The sequence below is a fragment of the Aeromonas sp. FDAARGOS 1406 genome (assembly GCF_019048565.1).
GTDB lineage: Bacteria > Pseudomonadota > Gammaproteobacteria > Enterobacterales > Aeromonadaceae > Aeromonas > Aeromonas caviae.
Genome location: NZ_CP077378.1, coordinates 2973599 through 2987500, shown reverse-complemented (window position 1 = coordinate 2987500; position 13902 = coordinate 2973599). Strand labels below are relative to the sequence as shown.

Annotated in this window: 28 protein-coding genes (1 of these 28 running past the window's edge); 1 reads left to right on the top strand and 27 read right to left on the bottom strand. The window is 54.1% G+C overall.

Annotated features, from left to right (window positions below; genetic code table 11):
* The 27 genes from rpoA to rpsJ all read right to left on the bottom strand — a co-directional run.
* Window positions 1-402, bottom strand: the 5' portion of a protein-coding gene (gene rpoA, locus I6L36_RS14120; RefSeq protein ID WP_005307997.1) for a DNA-directed RNA polymerase subunit alpha. It extends 588 nt beyond the left edge of the window; the window shows 402 of its 990 coding nt (coding positions 1-402); its start codon is at window positions 400-402; its stop codon lies off the left edge, out of view.
* A gap of 25 nt (window positions 403-427) precedes the next feature.
* A complete protein-coding gene (gene rpsD / locus I6L36_RS14115) occupies window positions 428-1048 on the bottom strand; it encodes a 30S ribosomal protein S4 (RefSeq protein ID WP_010672568.1) in 621 nt (206 codons plus the stop codon).
* Between the two features lie 39 nt (window positions 1049-1087).
* Window positions 1088-1477, bottom strand: a complete 390-nt coding sequence (gene rpsK, locus I6L36_RS14110) for a 30S ribosomal protein S11 (RefSeq protein WP_005319702.1) — start codon at window positions 1475-1477, stop codon at window positions 1088-1090.
* Between the two features lie 14 nt (window positions 1478-1491).
* Complete coding sequence (gene rpsM / locus I6L36_RS14105) at window positions 1492-1848, bottom strand: 30S ribosomal protein S13 (RefSeq protein WP_005307991.1); 357 nt, start codon at window positions 1846-1848, stop codon at window positions 1492-1494.
* A gap of 139 nt (window positions 1849-1987) precedes the next feature.
* Window positions 1988-2101, bottom strand: coding sequence for a 50S ribosomal protein L36 (gene rpmJ / locus I6L36_RS14100; RefSeq protein WP_005319705.1), 114 nt, complete (start codon window positions 2099-2101; stop codon window positions 1988-1990).
* A 27-nt stretch (window positions 2102-2128) separates the two neighbouring features.
* Window positions 2129-3457, bottom strand: coding sequence for a preprotein translocase subunit SecY (gene secY / locus I6L36_RS14095; RefSeq protein ID WP_005307989.1), 1329 nt, complete (start codon window positions 3455-3457; stop codon window positions 2129-2131).
* Between the two features lie 8 nt (window positions 3458-3465).
* Window positions 3466-3903, bottom strand: a complete 438-nt coding sequence (gene rplO / locus I6L36_RS14090; RefSeq protein ID WP_025325390.1) for a 50S ribosomal protein L15 — start codon at window positions 3901-3903, stop codon at window positions 3466-3468.
* A gap of 2 nt (window positions 3904-3905) precedes the next feature.
* Window positions 3906-4085 carry a 50S ribosomal protein L30 gene (gene rpmD, locus I6L36_RS14085; protein WP_005307985.1) on the bottom strand — a complete coding sequence of 60 codons (180 nt, stop codon included), beginning with the start codon at window positions 4083-4085 and terminating at the stop codon, window positions 3906-3908.
* Between the two features lie 6 nt (window positions 4086-4091).
* The gene (gene rpsE / locus I6L36_RS14080; RefSeq protein WP_005340605.1) at window positions 4092-4592 is read right to left on the bottom strand and encodes a 30S ribosomal protein S5; all 501 of its coding nucleotides are present in this window, start codon (window positions 4590-4592) and stop codon (window positions 4092-4094) included.
* 14 nt (window positions 4593-4606) lie between these two features.
* Window positions 4607-4960 (bottom strand): 50S ribosomal protein L18, encoded by a 354-nt coding sequence (gene rplR, locus I6L36_RS14075; RefSeq protein ID WP_010672566.1) that lies wholly within the window; start codon window positions 4958-4960, stop codon window positions 4607-4609.
* 9 nt (window positions 4961-4969) lie between these two features.
* Window positions 4970-5503, bottom strand: coding sequence for a 50S ribosomal protein L6 (rplF, locus tag I6L36_RS14070; RefSeq protein WP_010672565.1), 534 nt, complete (start codon window positions 5501-5503; stop codon window positions 4970-4972).
* Window positions 5504-5516: 13 nt separating this feature from the next.
* A complete protein-coding gene (gene rpsH, locus I6L36_RS14065; protein ID WP_010672564.1) occupies window positions 5517-5909 on the bottom strand; it encodes a 30S ribosomal protein S8 in 393 nt (130 codons plus the stop codon).
* A 19-nt stretch (window positions 5910-5928) separates the two neighbouring features.
* Window positions 5929-6234: a 30S ribosomal protein S14 gene (gene rpsN, locus I6L36_RS14060; protein WP_005331161.1), complete on the bottom strand. Its 306-nt coding sequence runs from the start codon at window positions 6232-6234 to the stop codon at window positions 5929-5931.
* 10 nt (window positions 6235-6244) lie between these two features.
* A complete protein-coding gene (gene rplE, locus I6L36_RS14055) occupies window positions 6245-6784 on the bottom strand; it encodes a 50S ribosomal protein L5 (protein WP_005331162.1) in 540 nt (179 codons plus the stop codon).
* A 13-nt stretch (window positions 6785-6797) separates the two neighbouring features.
* Window positions 6798-7115: a 50S ribosomal protein L24 gene (rplX, locus tag I6L36_RS14050; protein WP_005307977.1), complete on the bottom strand. Its 318-nt coding sequence runs from the start codon at window positions 7113-7115 to the stop codon at window positions 6798-6800.
* A gap of 11 nt (window positions 7116-7126) precedes the next feature.
* Window positions 7127-7495 carry a 50S ribosomal protein L14 gene (gene rplN / locus I6L36_RS14045; protein ID WP_005307975.1) on the bottom strand — a complete coding sequence of 123 codons (369 nt, stop codon included), beginning with the start codon at window positions 7493-7495 and terminating at the stop codon, window positions 7127-7129.
* A gap of 148 nt (window positions 7496-7643) precedes the next feature.
* Window positions 7644-7892 (bottom strand): 30S ribosomal protein S17, encoded by a 249-nt coding sequence (rpsQ, locus tag I6L36_RS14040; protein WP_005307966.1) that lies wholly within the window; start codon window positions 7890-7892, stop codon window positions 7644-7646.
* Complete coding sequence (gene rpmC / locus I6L36_RS14035) at window positions 7892-8083, bottom strand: 50S ribosomal protein L29 (RefSeq protein WP_005307965.1); 192 nt, start codon at window positions 8081-8083, stop codon at window positions 7892-7894. Before rpmC ends, rpsQ begins: the two co-directional genes overlap by 1 nt.
* Window positions 8083-8496, bottom strand: a complete 414-nt coding sequence (gene rplP / locus I6L36_RS14030; RefSeq protein WP_010672562.1) for a 50S ribosomal protein L16 — start codon at window positions 8494-8496, stop codon at window positions 8083-8085. Before rplP ends, rpmC begins: the two co-directional genes overlap by 1 nt.
* Before the next feature lie 13 nt (window positions 8497-8509).
* Entirely contained in the window at window positions 8510-9223 is a 714-nt protein-coding gene (gene rpsC / locus I6L36_RS14025; RefSeq protein ID WP_005331168.1) for a 30S ribosomal protein S3, read from the bottom strand.
* A 3-nt stretch (window positions 9224-9226) separates the two neighbouring features.
* A complete protein-coding gene (gene rplV, locus I6L36_RS14020) occupies window positions 9227-9571 on the bottom strand; it encodes a 50S ribosomal protein L22 (protein WP_010672561.1) in 345 nt (114 codons plus the stop codon).
* A 10-nt stretch (window positions 9572-9581) separates the two neighbouring features.
* A complete protein-coding gene (rpsS, locus tag I6L36_RS14015) occupies window positions 9582-9860 on the bottom strand; it encodes a 30S ribosomal protein S19 (RefSeq protein ID WP_005307960.1) in 279 nt (92 codons plus the stop codon).
* Between the two features lie 22 nt (window positions 9861-9882).
* Window positions 9883-10704 carry a 50S ribosomal protein L2 gene (gene rplB, locus I6L36_RS14010; protein ID WP_010672560.1) on the bottom strand — a complete coding sequence of 274 codons (822 nt, stop codon included), beginning with the start codon at window positions 10702-10704 and terminating at the stop codon, window positions 9883-9885.
* 15 nt (window positions 10705-10719) lie between these two features.
* Entirely contained in the window at window positions 10720-11019 is a 300-nt protein-coding gene (gene rplW, locus I6L36_RS14005; protein ID WP_342690021.1) for a 50S ribosomal protein L23, read from the bottom strand.
* Window positions 11019-11624, bottom strand: a complete 606-nt coding sequence (gene rplD, locus I6L36_RS14000; protein WP_005340616.1) for a 50S ribosomal protein L4 — start codon at window positions 11622-11624, stop codon at window positions 11019-11021. Before rplD ends, rplW begins: the two co-directional genes overlap by 1 nt.
* A gap of 17 nt (window positions 11625-11641) precedes the next feature.
* A complete protein-coding gene (rplC, locus tag I6L36_RS13995; RefSeq protein WP_010672559.1) occupies window positions 11642-12274 on the bottom strand; it encodes a 50S ribosomal protein L3 in 633 nt (210 codons plus the stop codon).
* 22 nt (window positions 12275-12296) lie between these two features.
* Window positions 12297-12608 carry a 30S ribosomal protein S10 gene (gene rpsJ, locus I6L36_RS13990; protein WP_005307944.1) on the bottom strand — a complete coding sequence of 104 codons (312 nt, stop codon included), beginning with the start codon at window positions 12606-12608 and terminating at the stop codon, window positions 12297-12299.
* Between the two features lie 356 nt (window positions 12609-12964).
* On the opposite strand from rpsJ, the gene I6L36_RS13985 reads away from it, so the two are divergent.
* Window positions 12965-13879: a DMT family transporter gene (locus I6L36_RS13985; protein WP_039039491.1), complete on the top strand. Its 915-nt coding sequence runs from the start codon at window positions 12965-12967 to the stop codon at window positions 13877-13879.
* Window positions 13880-13902 lie beyond the last annotated feature (23 nt).

Sequence of the window (13902 nt, the reverse complement as noted above, 5' to 3'; positions counted from 1 at the left end):
AGTCAGGTGGCAGATTACGTGCTCCGGGTTTACGATCTCGACTTCATCACCGTGAGTGATATCACCAGCGGTAACGGGGCCTGTTCCAGACTTGGTCAGGGACAGAGTTACCTCGTCCTTGCCTTCCAGCTTCACAGCGATACCTTTCAGGTTGAGCAGGATTTCAAGAATGTCTTCCTGTACACCTTCTTTGCTGCTGTACTCGTGCAGTACTCCGTCGATCTCGACTTCAGTAACCGCACAACCGGGCATAGATGACAGCAAAATACGACGCAGGGCATTGCCCAGCGTGTGGCCAAAGCCACGCTCAAGCGGCTCGAGAGTCACTTTCGCGTGAGTCGGGCTAACTTGCTCGATGTCAACTAGCCGCGGTTTAAGAAAATCTGTTACAGAACCCAGCATTGTGTCCTCTCTTTAGAAGCTAGCTTTACTTGGAGTAAAGCTCGACGATCAGCTGTTCGTTAATGTCGGCAGACAGGTCGGAACGCTCCGGCAGGCGCTTGAAGGCACCTTCCATCTTAGCAGCGTCAACCTCTACCCAAGTCGGCTTCTCGCGCTGACCAGCAACTTCCAGGGAAGCTTTGATACGCGCTTGCTTCTTAGCCTTCTCGCGAACGCAGATCACGTCCTCAGGGGATACCTGGAAAGAAGGAACATTCACAACGCGGCCGTTTACCATGATGGCTTTGTGGCTCACCAGCTGACGAGATTCAGCACGAGTGGCGCCGAAGCCCATGCGGTAGACGACGTTGTCCAGACGACCTTCCAGCAGCTGCAACAGGTTTTCACCGGTGTTACCCTTTTGACGGGCAGCGTCGCGGTAGTAGTTGCGGAACTGTTTTTCCAATACGCCGTAGATACGACGTACTTTTTGTTTCTCGCGCAGTTGCACACCGTAGTCGGACAGACGCGCTTTACGCGCACCGTGTTGACCAGGAACGGTGTCAATCTTGCACTTAGAATCAATCGCACGAACACCAGACTTCAGGAAGAGGTCGGTGCCCTCACGACGGCTAAGCTTAAGCTTAGGACCGATATATCTTGCCATCTTCTTTCTCCAACAATCCTAGACCAAGTAGCTACAGCGTTACACGCGGCGCTTCTTGGGAGGACGACAACCGTTGTGCGGGATCGGAGTCACATCAGTAATGTTAGTGATGCGGAAACCAGCCGCGTTCAGAGCGCGGATGGAAGACTCACGACCGGGACCCGGACCTTTGACCATGACTTCCAGGTTCTTCACGCCGTATTCTTTGGCGATCTCACCAGCACGCTCAGCAGCTACCTGGGCAGCAAACGGAGTGGACTTACGGGAACCACGGAAACCGGAACCACCAGAGGTAGCCCAAGACAGAGCATTGCCCTGACGGTCAGTAATGGTCACGATTGTGTTGTTGAAAGATGCATGAACGTGCGCAATACCGTCGCTCACTTGCTTTTTAACGCGCTTGCGAGCACGAGTCGGAGTTTTAGCCATTTTCTACCTTCCCGTTACTTCTTGATAGCCTTGCGCGGACCCTTACGGGTACGAGCGTTGGTCTTGGTACGTTGACCACGAACAGGCAGGCTACGACGGTGACGCAAACCACGGTAGCAACCCAGATCCATCAATCGCTTGATGTTCATGGAAATCTGACGACGCAGGTCACCTTCGACGGTGAATTTACCTACTTGTTCACGCAGACTCTCGATCTGAGCTTCGTCCAGGTCTTTAATTTTCACATTCTCAGCGATACCGGCTGCGGCACAGATGGCCTTGGAGCGGGTACGACCGACGCCATAAATAGCAGTCAACGCAATGACTGCATGTTTATGGTCAGGAATGTTAATGCCAGCGATACGGGCCACTATTCACTCCTACATATAGTAGATAACGACCACCACAAAGCCCGTGAGCGGATACGTGGCGGTCAACCAATACACAACAAAAGTTGGCTGGCTATATTAGCCAGCACAACTATTTGTTGCAAGTACTAACCGTAAAAAATTAGCCTTGGCGCTGTTTATGCTTTGGCTCGCTGCAAATCACACGCACCACACCGTGACGCTTGATGATTTTGCAGTTACGGCAGATTGCCTTAACGGAAGCACGAACTTTCATTGCTTAACTCCGTAACTACGCCGACCTTTAGCGGCCGTAGCCCTTCAGGTTGGCCTTCCTCAGGACGTCGCCATATTGATGAGACATCATATGGGTCTGAACCTGAGCCATGAAGTCCATGATAACTACCACGATAATCAGCAGCGAAGTGCCACCGAAGTAGAACTGTACGTTCCAGGCAGTCATCAAGAACTGGGGTACCAGACAGATAAAGGTTATATAGAGCGCACCTGCCAATGTCAGGCGAGTCATAACCTTATCGATATAACGTGCTGTCTGCTCGCCCGGGCGGATCCCCGGGATAAAGGCTCCACTCTTCTTCAGATTATCTGCTGTCTCGCGTGGGTTGAACACCAGCGCGGTATAGAAGAAGCAGAAGAAGATAATGGCTGCTGCATAGAGCATCTCATACAAGGGTTGACCCGGCTGCAGGACCATAGAGACCTGTTGCAGGATATCAGCCACCTTGCCCTCGCCCTGACCAAACCAAGAGGTAATGGTCCCCGGGAAGAGGATGATGCTGGATGCGAAAATCGCAGGAATCACACCGGCCATATTCACTTTCAACGGCAGGTGTGTGCTTTGCGCGGCGAATACCTGGCGGCCTTGTTGACGCTTGGCATAGTTAACGACGATACGACGCTGACCACGCTCCACGAACACCACAAAGTAAGTCACTGCGAAAACAATCAAGCCCAGCAACAACAACAGCAGGATGTGCAATTCCCCTTGACGTGCCTGTTCGGCCGTAGCGCCAATGGCATGAGGCAGACCAGCAACGATACCCGTGAAAATAATCAGCGAGATACCATTACCAATCCCACGCTCGGTAATCTGTTCACCCAACCACATCAAGAACATGGTACCGGTGACCAGACTCACAACGGCTGTGAAATAGAAGCCCAAACCCGGATGAGTCACGAGTCCTTGCATCATATTCGGCAGACCGGTTGCAATACCAATGGCCTGGAACGTTCCCAAAACCAGCGTGCCCCAACGGGTATATTGGCTAATCTTGCGACGGCCGGATTCACCCTCTTTCTTGAGTTCAGCAAGAGCGGGATGAACCACAGTCAGCAGCTGGATAATGATCGACGCCGAAATGTACGGCATGATCCCCAGCGCAAGAATAGAAGCACGCGAGAGTGCACCACCACTGAACATGTTGAACATCTCAATGATGGTGCCCTTCTGTTGTTGGAACAACTCGGCCAGTACGGCGGCGTCAATACCAGGAATCGGCACATAAGAGCCTGCGCGGAACACGATAATTGCCCCGAGAACGAAGAGCAGACGGCTCTTCAGTTCGCTCAGACCACCTTGTGCTTTAACATCCAATCCTGGTTTCTTAGCCATTGTACTGATTATTCCTCGATTTTACCGCCAGCGGCCTCGATGGCTGCACGTGCACCCTTGGTGACGGACAGACCACGAACGGTCACAGCACGGTCAATGTTGCCAGACAGAACAACTTTAGCGAATACGATGTTCTTGGTAACAACACCGGCTTGCTTCAGAGTGCTCAGATCGACCACATCACCTTCTACCAGGGCGATTTCGTTCAGGCGCACTTCGGCAGATACCAAAGATTTGCGAGAGAAGAAACCGAACTTCGGCAGACGGATTTTCAAAGGCATCTGGCCACCTTCGAAACCGTTGCGGACCTTGCCGCCACCGGAACGAGAGGTTTGACCTTTAACACCACGACCACCGGTCTTGCCCAGACCAGAACCGATACCACGGCCCGGACGGTGCTTGACGCGCTTGGAGCCAGCGGCCGGAGACAGAGTATTCAGACGCATGCTTAGCCCTCCACCTTAACCATGTAATAAACCTGGTTGATCATGCCGCGTACGCAGGGAGTATCTTCCAGCTCAACGGTGTGACCAATGCGACGCAGACCCAGACCACGCAGAGTCGCCTTGTGCTTTGGCAGACGGCCGATAGAGCTGCGAGTTTGAGTTACTTTTACAGTGTTAGCCATGTCGCATTACCCCAGAATTTCTTCAACGCGCAGACCACGCTTGGCCGCGATCTGTTCCGGTGATTGACCGTGAACCAGAGCGTCGACAGTTGCGCGAACAACGTTGATCGGGTTGGTGGAACCGTAGGTCTTGGCCAGCACGTTGTGGATACCAGCAACTTCCAGTACGGCACGCATGGCGCCGCCTGCAATGATACCAGTACCTTGGGAGGCCGGCTTCATGAACACGGTGGAACCAGAGTGAACGCCACGCACCGGGTGGTGCAGGGTGCCGTTGTTCAGCTCAACCTTGTTCAGGTTACGCTTAGCCTGTTCCATCGCCTTTTGAATGGCGGCCGGAACTTCACGGGCCTTGCCGTAACCGTAACCTACACGGCCGTTACCATCACCCACCACGGTCAACGCGGTGAAGGACATGATACGACCACCTTTAACAGTTTTCGAAACACGGTTTACTGCAATGAGCTTTTCTTGCAGTTCGCCGGCTTGAGATTCGACTTTAGCCATCTTCGACTCCTAGCTTAGAACTGAAGACCAGCGTCACGAGCAGCGGCAGCCAGAGCGGCTACACGACCGTGATACTTGAAACCGGAACGATCGAAAGATACGTTCTGAACGCCTTTGGCAATAGCACGCTCAGCGATAGCCTTACCTACAGCGGTAGCAGCATCTGCGTTACCGGTGTATTTCAGAGCTTCACTGATGGCTTTCTCTACTGTGGAAGCAGAGGCCAGAACTTCGGAACCGTTGGCTGCAATAACCTGCGCATAGATATGACGCGGGGTACGGTGAACAACCAGACGGGTAGCTCCCAGTTCCTGCATCTTTTTCCGAGCACGAGTAGCACGACGGAGACGAGCTGCTTTCTTGTCCATAGTGTTACCTTACTTCTTCTTAGCTTCTTTAGTACGCACTTGCTCGTTGGCATAGCGTACACCCTTGCCCTTGTAGGGCTCCGGAGCGCGGTAAGCACGGATATCGGCGGCGACTTGGCCAACCAGCTGCTTGTCCACACCACGCAGAACGATCTCGGTGGCGGACGGACATTCAGCGGTGACACCAGCCGGCAGCGCATGCTCTACCGGGTGAGAGAAGCCCAGTGCCAGCGCAACAGCATTGCCCTTGATGGAGGCTTTGTAACCTACACCAACCAGCTGCAGCTTGCGCTCGAAGCCTTGGGTAACACCGACTACCATGTTGTTGACCAATGCACGGGCAGTACCGGCCTGAGCGTCAGCACCAGCGATGCCGTCGCGCGGAGCGAACTTCAGTACATTGTCTTCTTTGGTCACTTCTACACCGGCGTGGATGGAACGAACCAGGGAACCCTTGCCACCTTTGATGGACAGTTCTTGGCCGTTCAGAGTCACCTCTACGCCAGCAGGAATAGTGACGGGTGCCTTAGCAACGCGAGACATTTCCGACCTCCTATTAAGCGACGTAGCAGATGATCTCACCACCCATGCTTGCCTTGCGGGCAGCACGGTCGGTCATCACACCTTTAGACGTGGACACGATAGCAACACCGAGACCGCCCATGACTTTCGGCAGATCAGTAGTGCGCTTGTAAATACGCAGGCCGGGACGGCTCACGCGTTGGATCAGTTCTACAACCGGCTTGCCCTGGAAATACTTCAGTTCGATTTCCAGTTCCGGTTTCACGTCACCAGCTACGTTGTAGCCAGCGATGTAACCTTCTTCTTTCAGCACTTTGGCGATAGCCACTTTCAGCTTGGAAGAAGGCATGGAAACCGCAACTTTGCTCGCCGCCTGACCGTTACGGATGCGGGTCAGCATATCCGCGATCGGATCTTGCATGCTCATAGTCTAACTCCCGAGATTCTTACCAAGAGGCCTTTTTGAGGCCCGGAATTTCGCCCTTCATGGCATGCTCACGCACCTTGATGCGAGAGAGGCCAAACTTCCGCAGGAAACCGTGCGGACGACCAGTGATGTTGCAACGGTTACGCTGGCGGGACGGACTGGAATCACGGGGCAGCTGTTGCAGTTGCAAGACAGCATCCCAACGCGCTTCTTCAGAAGCGTTCATATCAACGATGATAGCTTTCAGCTCGGTACGCTTGGTCGCGAACTTGGCTGCCAGCTTCGCACGCTTTGCTTCACGTGCTTTCATGGATGTTTTAGCCATAACCCTAACCTTACTTGCGGAATGGGAAGTTAAAGGCAGCCAGCAGAGCACGGCCTTCTTCGTCGGTATTCGCGGAAGTGGTGATGGTGATATCCAGACCACGGACGCGATCGACCTTGTCATAGTCGATTTCCGGGAAGATGATTTGCTCACGCACGCCCATGGAGTAGTTACCACGGCCATCGAACGCCTTGGCGTTCAGACCACGGAAGTCACGGATACGCGGTACGGAGATGCAAATCAGCCGTTCCAGGAACTCCCACATACGCTCGCCACGCAGGGTTACTTTACAACCTATCGGGTAGCCTTCACGAATCTTGAAGCCCGCAACAGATTTGCGTGCTTTGGTGATCAGCGGTTTCTGACCGGAAATGGCAGCCATATCGGCAGCAGCATTTTCCAGCAACTTCTTGTCAGAGATCGCTTCACCAACACCCATGTTCAGGGTGATTTTCTCGATCCGAGGGACTTGCATGATAGTCTTGTAACCGAACTGCTTGGACAGTTCATTTACTACATCGGATTTGTAGTAATCATGCAGTTTCGCCATCGTTAAACTCCAATTACTTCACAAGTTCGCCGGTGGATTTGAAGAAACGGACTTTCTTGCCGTCTTCAATCCGGAAACCAACGCGGTCAGCCTTGCCAGTGGCAGAGTTGAACAGCGCGACGTTAGATACATCGATGGGGGCTTCTTTGGTGACGATGCCGCCAGCCTGACCCAGTGCGGGTACCGGCTTTTGGTGTTTCTTCACCTGGTTGATGCCTTCCACGATTACCTTACCTTTTGCAATCAGGACTTGAGTGACTTTGCCACGCTTGCCCTTGTCTTTGCCGGTAAGAACAATTACTTCGTCTTCGCGACGGATTTTAGCTGCCATCGTTCGACTCCTTACAGTACTTCGGGTGCCAGGGACACAATCTTCATGAACTTCTCGTTACGGAGTTCACGGGTCACCGGGCCAAAAATACGAGTACCGATTGGCTGTTGGTTGTTGTTAAGCAACACAGCCGCATTGTTGTCGAAACGGATGACAGAGCCGTCCGGACGACGAACGCCTTTACGGGTGCGTACGACCACCGCGTTATACACATCACCTTTCTTCACTTTACCGCGAGGAATGGCTTCCTTGATGGAAACCTTGATGATGTCGCCGATGCCGGCATAACGGCGGTGCGAACCACCCAGAACCTTAATACACATTACACTGCGAGCGCCGGAGTTGTCGGCAACACCCAGCATACTTTGCATCTGGATCATCTTAGTGCTCCGCTTTGTTTACTTCTTATCCCTGATGGGATCTGGCTGCCTTCAAAAGGCGCGAAACTATAACACAGCTATTTTTGAAAAGGTAGCCTAAAAAACAAACGGCCCCGATGGGGGGCCGTTTGGGCTAAAAAGTACCGAATTAGGCCTTTTCTACGACAGCAACCAGGGTCCAGGACTTGGTCTTGGACAGCGGGCGGCACTCGCGGATTTCCACGAGATCGCCAGCCTTGCACTCGTTGTTCTCGTCATGCACGTGCAGCTTGGTAGTGCGCTTGATGATCTTACCGTAGATCGGGTGCTTTACCTTGCGCTCGATAGCGACGGTGATGGACTTGTCCATCTTGTCGCTAATTACACGACCTTGCAGAGTACGGATCTTGTCAGTCATTACGCACCTGCCTTCTCAGTCAGTACAGTCTTGATACGTGCGACGTCACGACGCACTTGTTTCAGAGTGTGAGTCTGAGCCAGCTGGCCGGTGGAAGCTTGCATGCGCATGTTGAATTGCTCACGCAGCAGACCCAGCAGCTCCTGGTTCAGTTCTTCGACGCTCTTTTGACGCAGATCTTGGGCTTTCATCACATCACCGTCTTAATTACGAAAGTGGTCTGAACAGACAGCTTAGCTGCGGCCAGGGCAAACGCTTCACGCGCCAGAGCCTCAGGTACACCATCCATCTCGTACAGAACCTTGCCAGGCTGGATCGGGCAAACCCAGTATTCCACGTTACCCTTACCTTTACCCATACGAACTTCGAGGGGCTTTTCGGTGATGGGCTTGTCCGGGAACACACGGATCCAGATCTTGCCTTGACGCTTAACGTGACGGGTCATGGCACGACGGGCTGCTTCGATTTGACGAGCAGTCAGTTGACCACGAGATGTCGCCTTCAGGCCAAAGGTACCGAAGGATACTTCGTTACCGGCATTGGCCAGACCGCGGTTACGACCCTTGTGGGTCTTGCGGAATTTAGTACGCTTAGGTTGCAACATTTACCGAATCTCCTTACTTGGCAGCGCGGCGCTTGTTGTCACGCTTGGGCTTCGCAGGAGCCTGCTCTTGAGCAGCGGCAGCATTGACTGCAGCCAGACCGCCCAGAACTTCGCCCTTGAAGATCCAAACTTTAACGCCGATCACACCGTAAGTGGTGTGGGCTTCAGAAGTTGCGTAGTCGATGTCGGCGCGCAGGGTGTGCAGGGGCACACGACCTTCACGGTACCATTCGGTACGCGCGATTTCAGCGCCGCCCAGACGACCGGAAACTTCCACTTTGATGCCCTTGGCACCCAGGCGCATGGCGTTCTGTACGGCGCGCTTCATAGCACGACGGAACATTACGCGACGCTCCAGCTGGGAAGTGATGCTGTCGGCAACCAGTTTGCCATCCAGCTCCGGCTTGCGGACTTCGGAAATGTTGATCTGAGCAGGCACGCCAGCGATCGCGGCTACAGCTTTGCGCAGTTTTTCAACGTCTTCGCCTTTCTTGCCGATCACGACACCCGGACGAGCGGTGTGAATGGTCACACGGATGCTCTTGGCCGGACGCTCGATAGTGATCTTGGACAAGGAAGCGTTTTTCAGCTCCTTGGTCAGGAACTGGCGTACTTGGAAATCGCTGTACAGGTTGTCAGCGAAGTCTTTGGTGTTCGCGAACCAGGTAGAATTCCAAGGCTTGGTAATACCCAGGCGAATGCCATTAGGATGTACTTTCTGACCCATTGCTTATCTCCCAGCCTTAGCGTCGGATACCACTACAGTGATGTGAGCGGTACGCTTGAGGATACGATCCGCGCGACCTTTGGCACGCGGGCGGATGCGCTTCATGGAGGGACCTTCGTCTACCATGATGGTGGCAACACGCAGGGTGTCGATATCGGCACCTTCGTTGTGCTCAGCGTTGGCAATGGCAGATTCCAGCACTTTCTTCACCAGAACAGCAGCCTTTTTCGGGCTGAAGGTCAGGATGTTCAGAGCCTTGTCTACGGACAGACCACGTACTTGATCGGCTACCAGACGAGCTTTCTGGGCAGAAGTACGGGCATAACGGTGTTTAGCGATAGCTTCCATCATTTATCCCTTAGCGCTTCTTAGCCTTCTTATCAGCAGCATGGCCGCGATAAGTACGAGTCGGTGCGAATTCACCCAGTTTGTGACCGATCATTTCTTCGGTAACGAAAACCGGAACGTGCTGACGACCATTATGGACAGCGATGGTCAAACCGATCATGTTCGGGATGATCATTGAACGACGGGACCAGGTCTTAACCGGCTTTTTATCCCCGCTTTCCACCGCTTTCTCTACCTTCTTCAGCAAGTGCAGGTCGATAAATGGACCCTTCTTGAGAGAACGTGGCATGGTGATTCCTCTATGTTAACAATTACTTGTTACGACGACGTACGATGTACTTGTCGGTACGCTTGTTCTTACGGGTCTTGAAGCCCTTAGCCTTCTGGCCCCATGGGGACACAGGCTGCATGCCCTTGTTACGACCCTCACCACCACCGTGCGGGTGATCAACCGGGTTCATCGCCATACCGCGAACGGTCGGACGAATACCACGCCAGCGGTTAGCACCGGCTTTACCCAGTTGACGCAGCATGTGCTCGGAGTTACCCACTTCACCGATGGTAGCGCGGCACTCGGCCAGAACTTTACGTACTTCGCCGGAACGCAGACGCAGAGTTACATAGTTACCTTCACGAGCCAGGATCTGGATGAAAGTACCAGCGGAACGAGCCAGCTGGGCACCTTTACCAGGCTTCATCTCAACGGCGTGAACGGTAGAACCGACCGGGATGTTGCGCATCGGCAGGGTGTTACCTACCTTGATGGCAGCATCAGCACCAGAGGCGATTGCATCACCAGCTTTCAGGCCTTTCGGAGCCAGGATGTAACGACGCTCACCGTCTGCATACAGCACCAGGGCGATGTTTGCGGTACGGTTAGGATCGTATTCCAGACGCTCAACTTTGGCCGGAATGCCGTCTTTATCGCGCTTGAAGTCGATCAGACGGTAGTGTTGCTTGTGACCACCACCGATATGACGAGTGGTGATACGACCGTTGTTGTTACGGCCACCGGACTTGCTTTTGCTGTCCAGCAGAGCGGCGAAGGGCTTGCCCTTGTACAGCTCTTGGTTGACTATCTTGACGACGTGGCGGCGGCCCGGAGAAGTAGGCTTGCACTTAACGATTGCCATTTTTCAGAACTCCTCTTACTCGGCTGCGCCCATGAAGTCGATGTCCTGACCAGCTTTCAGGGTCACATAAGCCTTTTTCCAATCGGAACGACGGCCTACGCGTGCACCTGCGCGCTTGGTCTTACCCTTCATGTTCAGGGTACGGACGGTCTCAACTTCGACCTCGAACAGTTTCGCAACTGCAGCTTTGACTTCCGCCTTGGTGGCATCAACAGCAACTTTGAACACGATAGTGTTCTGCTTTTCTGCGACCATGGTGCTCTTTTCAGAGATGTGCGGAGCCTTCAGAACTTTCAGCAGACGCTCTTCACGGATCATGCCAGCATCTCCTCGATTTGCTTAACTGCGTCAGCAGTCATCAGAACCTTGTCGAAAGCGATCAGGCTGACCGGGTCGATACCGGCAACGTCACGCACGTCAACTTTGTACAGGTTACGAGCAGCCAGGAACAGGTTCTCATCGACTTCAGCAGTCACGATCAGAACGTCAGTCAGTTCCATTTCTTTCAGCTTGGCGATCAGTTCTTTGGTCTTCGGCGCTTCGATGCCGAACTTCTCAACAACGATCAGGCGCTCTTGACGTACCAGCTCGGACAGGATGCTACGGATAGCGCCGCGGTACATCTTCTTGTTTACTTTCTGGCTGTGATCTTGCGGCTTAGCAGCAAAGGTCACACCACCTGAACGCCAGATGGGCGAACGGATGGAGCCAGCACGGGCACGACCAGTACCCTTCTGACGCCACGGCTTTTTGCCGCCACCAGACACTTCAGAGCGAGTCAGCTGCGCACGAGTACCCTGACGGGCACCAGCGGCATATGCAACGACAACCTGGTGAACCAGAGCTTCGTTGAATTCGCGCCCGAAGGTAGTCTCGGAAACTTCAAGAGCGCTCTTGGCGTCTTTCATTACCAATTCCATTACTATCTCCTCAGACGTTACGCTTTGACGGCAGGTTTGACGATCACGTTGCCGTTGGTTGCACCCGGTACTGCGCCTTTGATGAGCAGCAGGTTGCGTTCAGCGTCAACACGAACCAGTTCCAGGTTCTGAGTCGTTACACGCTCAGCACCCATGTGACCAGCCATCTTCTTGCCCTTGAATACACGGCCCGGGGTCTGGTTTTGACCGATGGAGCCAGGTACACGGTGGGACAGGGAGTTACCGTGGGTCATATCCTGGGTACGGAAGTTCCAGCGTTTAACAGTACCGGCAAAACCTTTACCCTTGGATGTGCCGGTAACGTCTACCAGCTTAACGTCAGCGAGAAGATCTACTTTCAGCTCGCTACCAACAGTGAAAGTTTCACCGTTGTTCAGGCGGAATTCCCACAGACCGCGACCGGCTTCTACACCAGCTTTGGCGAAGTGGCCAGCTTCCGGCTTGGTTACGCGGCTGGCTTTCTTGGCGCCAGTGGTAACCTGAATAGCGTTGTAGCCGTCGGTTTCTACAGATTTGACCTGAGTTACACGGTTAGCTTCAACTTCGATAACAGTCACCGGGATAGAAACGCCATCTTCAGTGAAGATGCGAGTCATACCCACTTTGCGACCTACAAGACCGATTGTCATTGTTATCAACCTCTTTCCGTAATTAACCCAGGCTGATCTGGACGTCTACACCAGCTGCCAGATCCAGACGCATCAGAGCGTCAACGGTCTTGTCAGTCGGTTCAACGATGTCTACCAGACGCTTGTGAGTGCGGATCTCGTACTGATCACGCGCGTCTTTGTTGACGTGCGGGGAGATCAGAACGGTGAAACGCTCTTTGCGAGTCGGCAGCGGGATAGGACCGCGAACCTGCGCGCCAGTGCGCTTAGCAGTTTCAACGATTTCCGCAGTGGATTGATCGATCAGGCGATGATCAAAAGCCTTCAGGCGGATACGGATTCTTTGGTTCTGCATTGACAGAGCTCCAATAGATAAAAGAACATAAATCAACACCGCCCGACCGGGACTACTCCCGCCAGAGGTGTGATTTTTCACGTTTCCTCCCATATCGGGAGGACTGTATGGCTGGCAACTCGTAAACGGGAAGCTCAGCAAGCAGACATATCGTCTGGCTTACCTCATGGGCAAGCGGAGGGGATTATACGGATTTTTTCCACTCACGCAAGTGAAGGCGGACAGATTGTGCGCAATTTTATGTGACAGATGGATCTCGCCAACGGCTGGGCAAGCCCTTGCCTGGCAGGGGTAACGACAATGTTGCAAACAGGCTGATAGACTGCGCCCTCGCCCCTGTCTGCGGAACCCATCCCATGCTCAAGAATCAGAAGAAAGCCTACCAGTACGGGCTCTGTGCCGTCGCCCTCTGGTCCACGGTGGCCAGCGCCTTCAAGATCTCCCTCGCCTACTTTGAACCGGTACAGCTGCTGCTGGTCGCGGCCTGCACCTCGACCCTGACCCTGGGGTGCATCGTGGCCTGTCAGGGCAAACTGCCACTACTGCTCGACTACATCAAGCGTCGCCCCCTCTACTACCTCGCTCTCGGGGTCCTGAACCCCTTTCTCTATTACCTGCTGCTGTTCAAGGCATATGATCTGCTGCCCGCCCAGCAGGCGCAGACTCTCAACTACACCTGGGCCATCACCCTCAGCCTGCTGGCCGTTCCCTTCCTCGGTCAAAAGCTGCGCCGCCGCGATGGCGTCGCCATCGTGCTCGGCTATTTCGGCGCCCTGGTGATCGCCACCAGGGGGGACGTGTTCGGTCTGCAGTTCGACAGTCCGCTCGGCGTCACGCTGGCGCTGGTGTCGACCCTGATCTGGGCCGGTTACTGGATCCTCAACACCCGCAATCAGGGGGATCCCGTCGTCAGCCTGCTGCTCGGCTTCCTCATCAGCCTGCCCTTCATCATCGTGGCGACCTGGTTGCTCTCGGACTTTGCCATGACTGCCTGGCAGGGATGGGCTGGCGCCATCTATGTGGGGCTGTTCGAGATGGGTTTCGGTTTCGTGCTCTGGCTGATGGCCCTGCGCCACGCCACCAACACGGCCCCCATCAGCAACCTTATCTTCATCTCGCCGTTTGCCTCTCTGGTGCTGCTCAACCTGTTGATCGGCGAAACCATTCACCCGGCAACCCCCATCGGGCTGGTTCTCATCGTCGCCGCCCTGCTTATCCAGCAACTCAAATATGGCAAGCGCTACCGCAAGGTGAGCGACCCCCACCCCTGACAGACAAAGGGCGTATCCCTCGA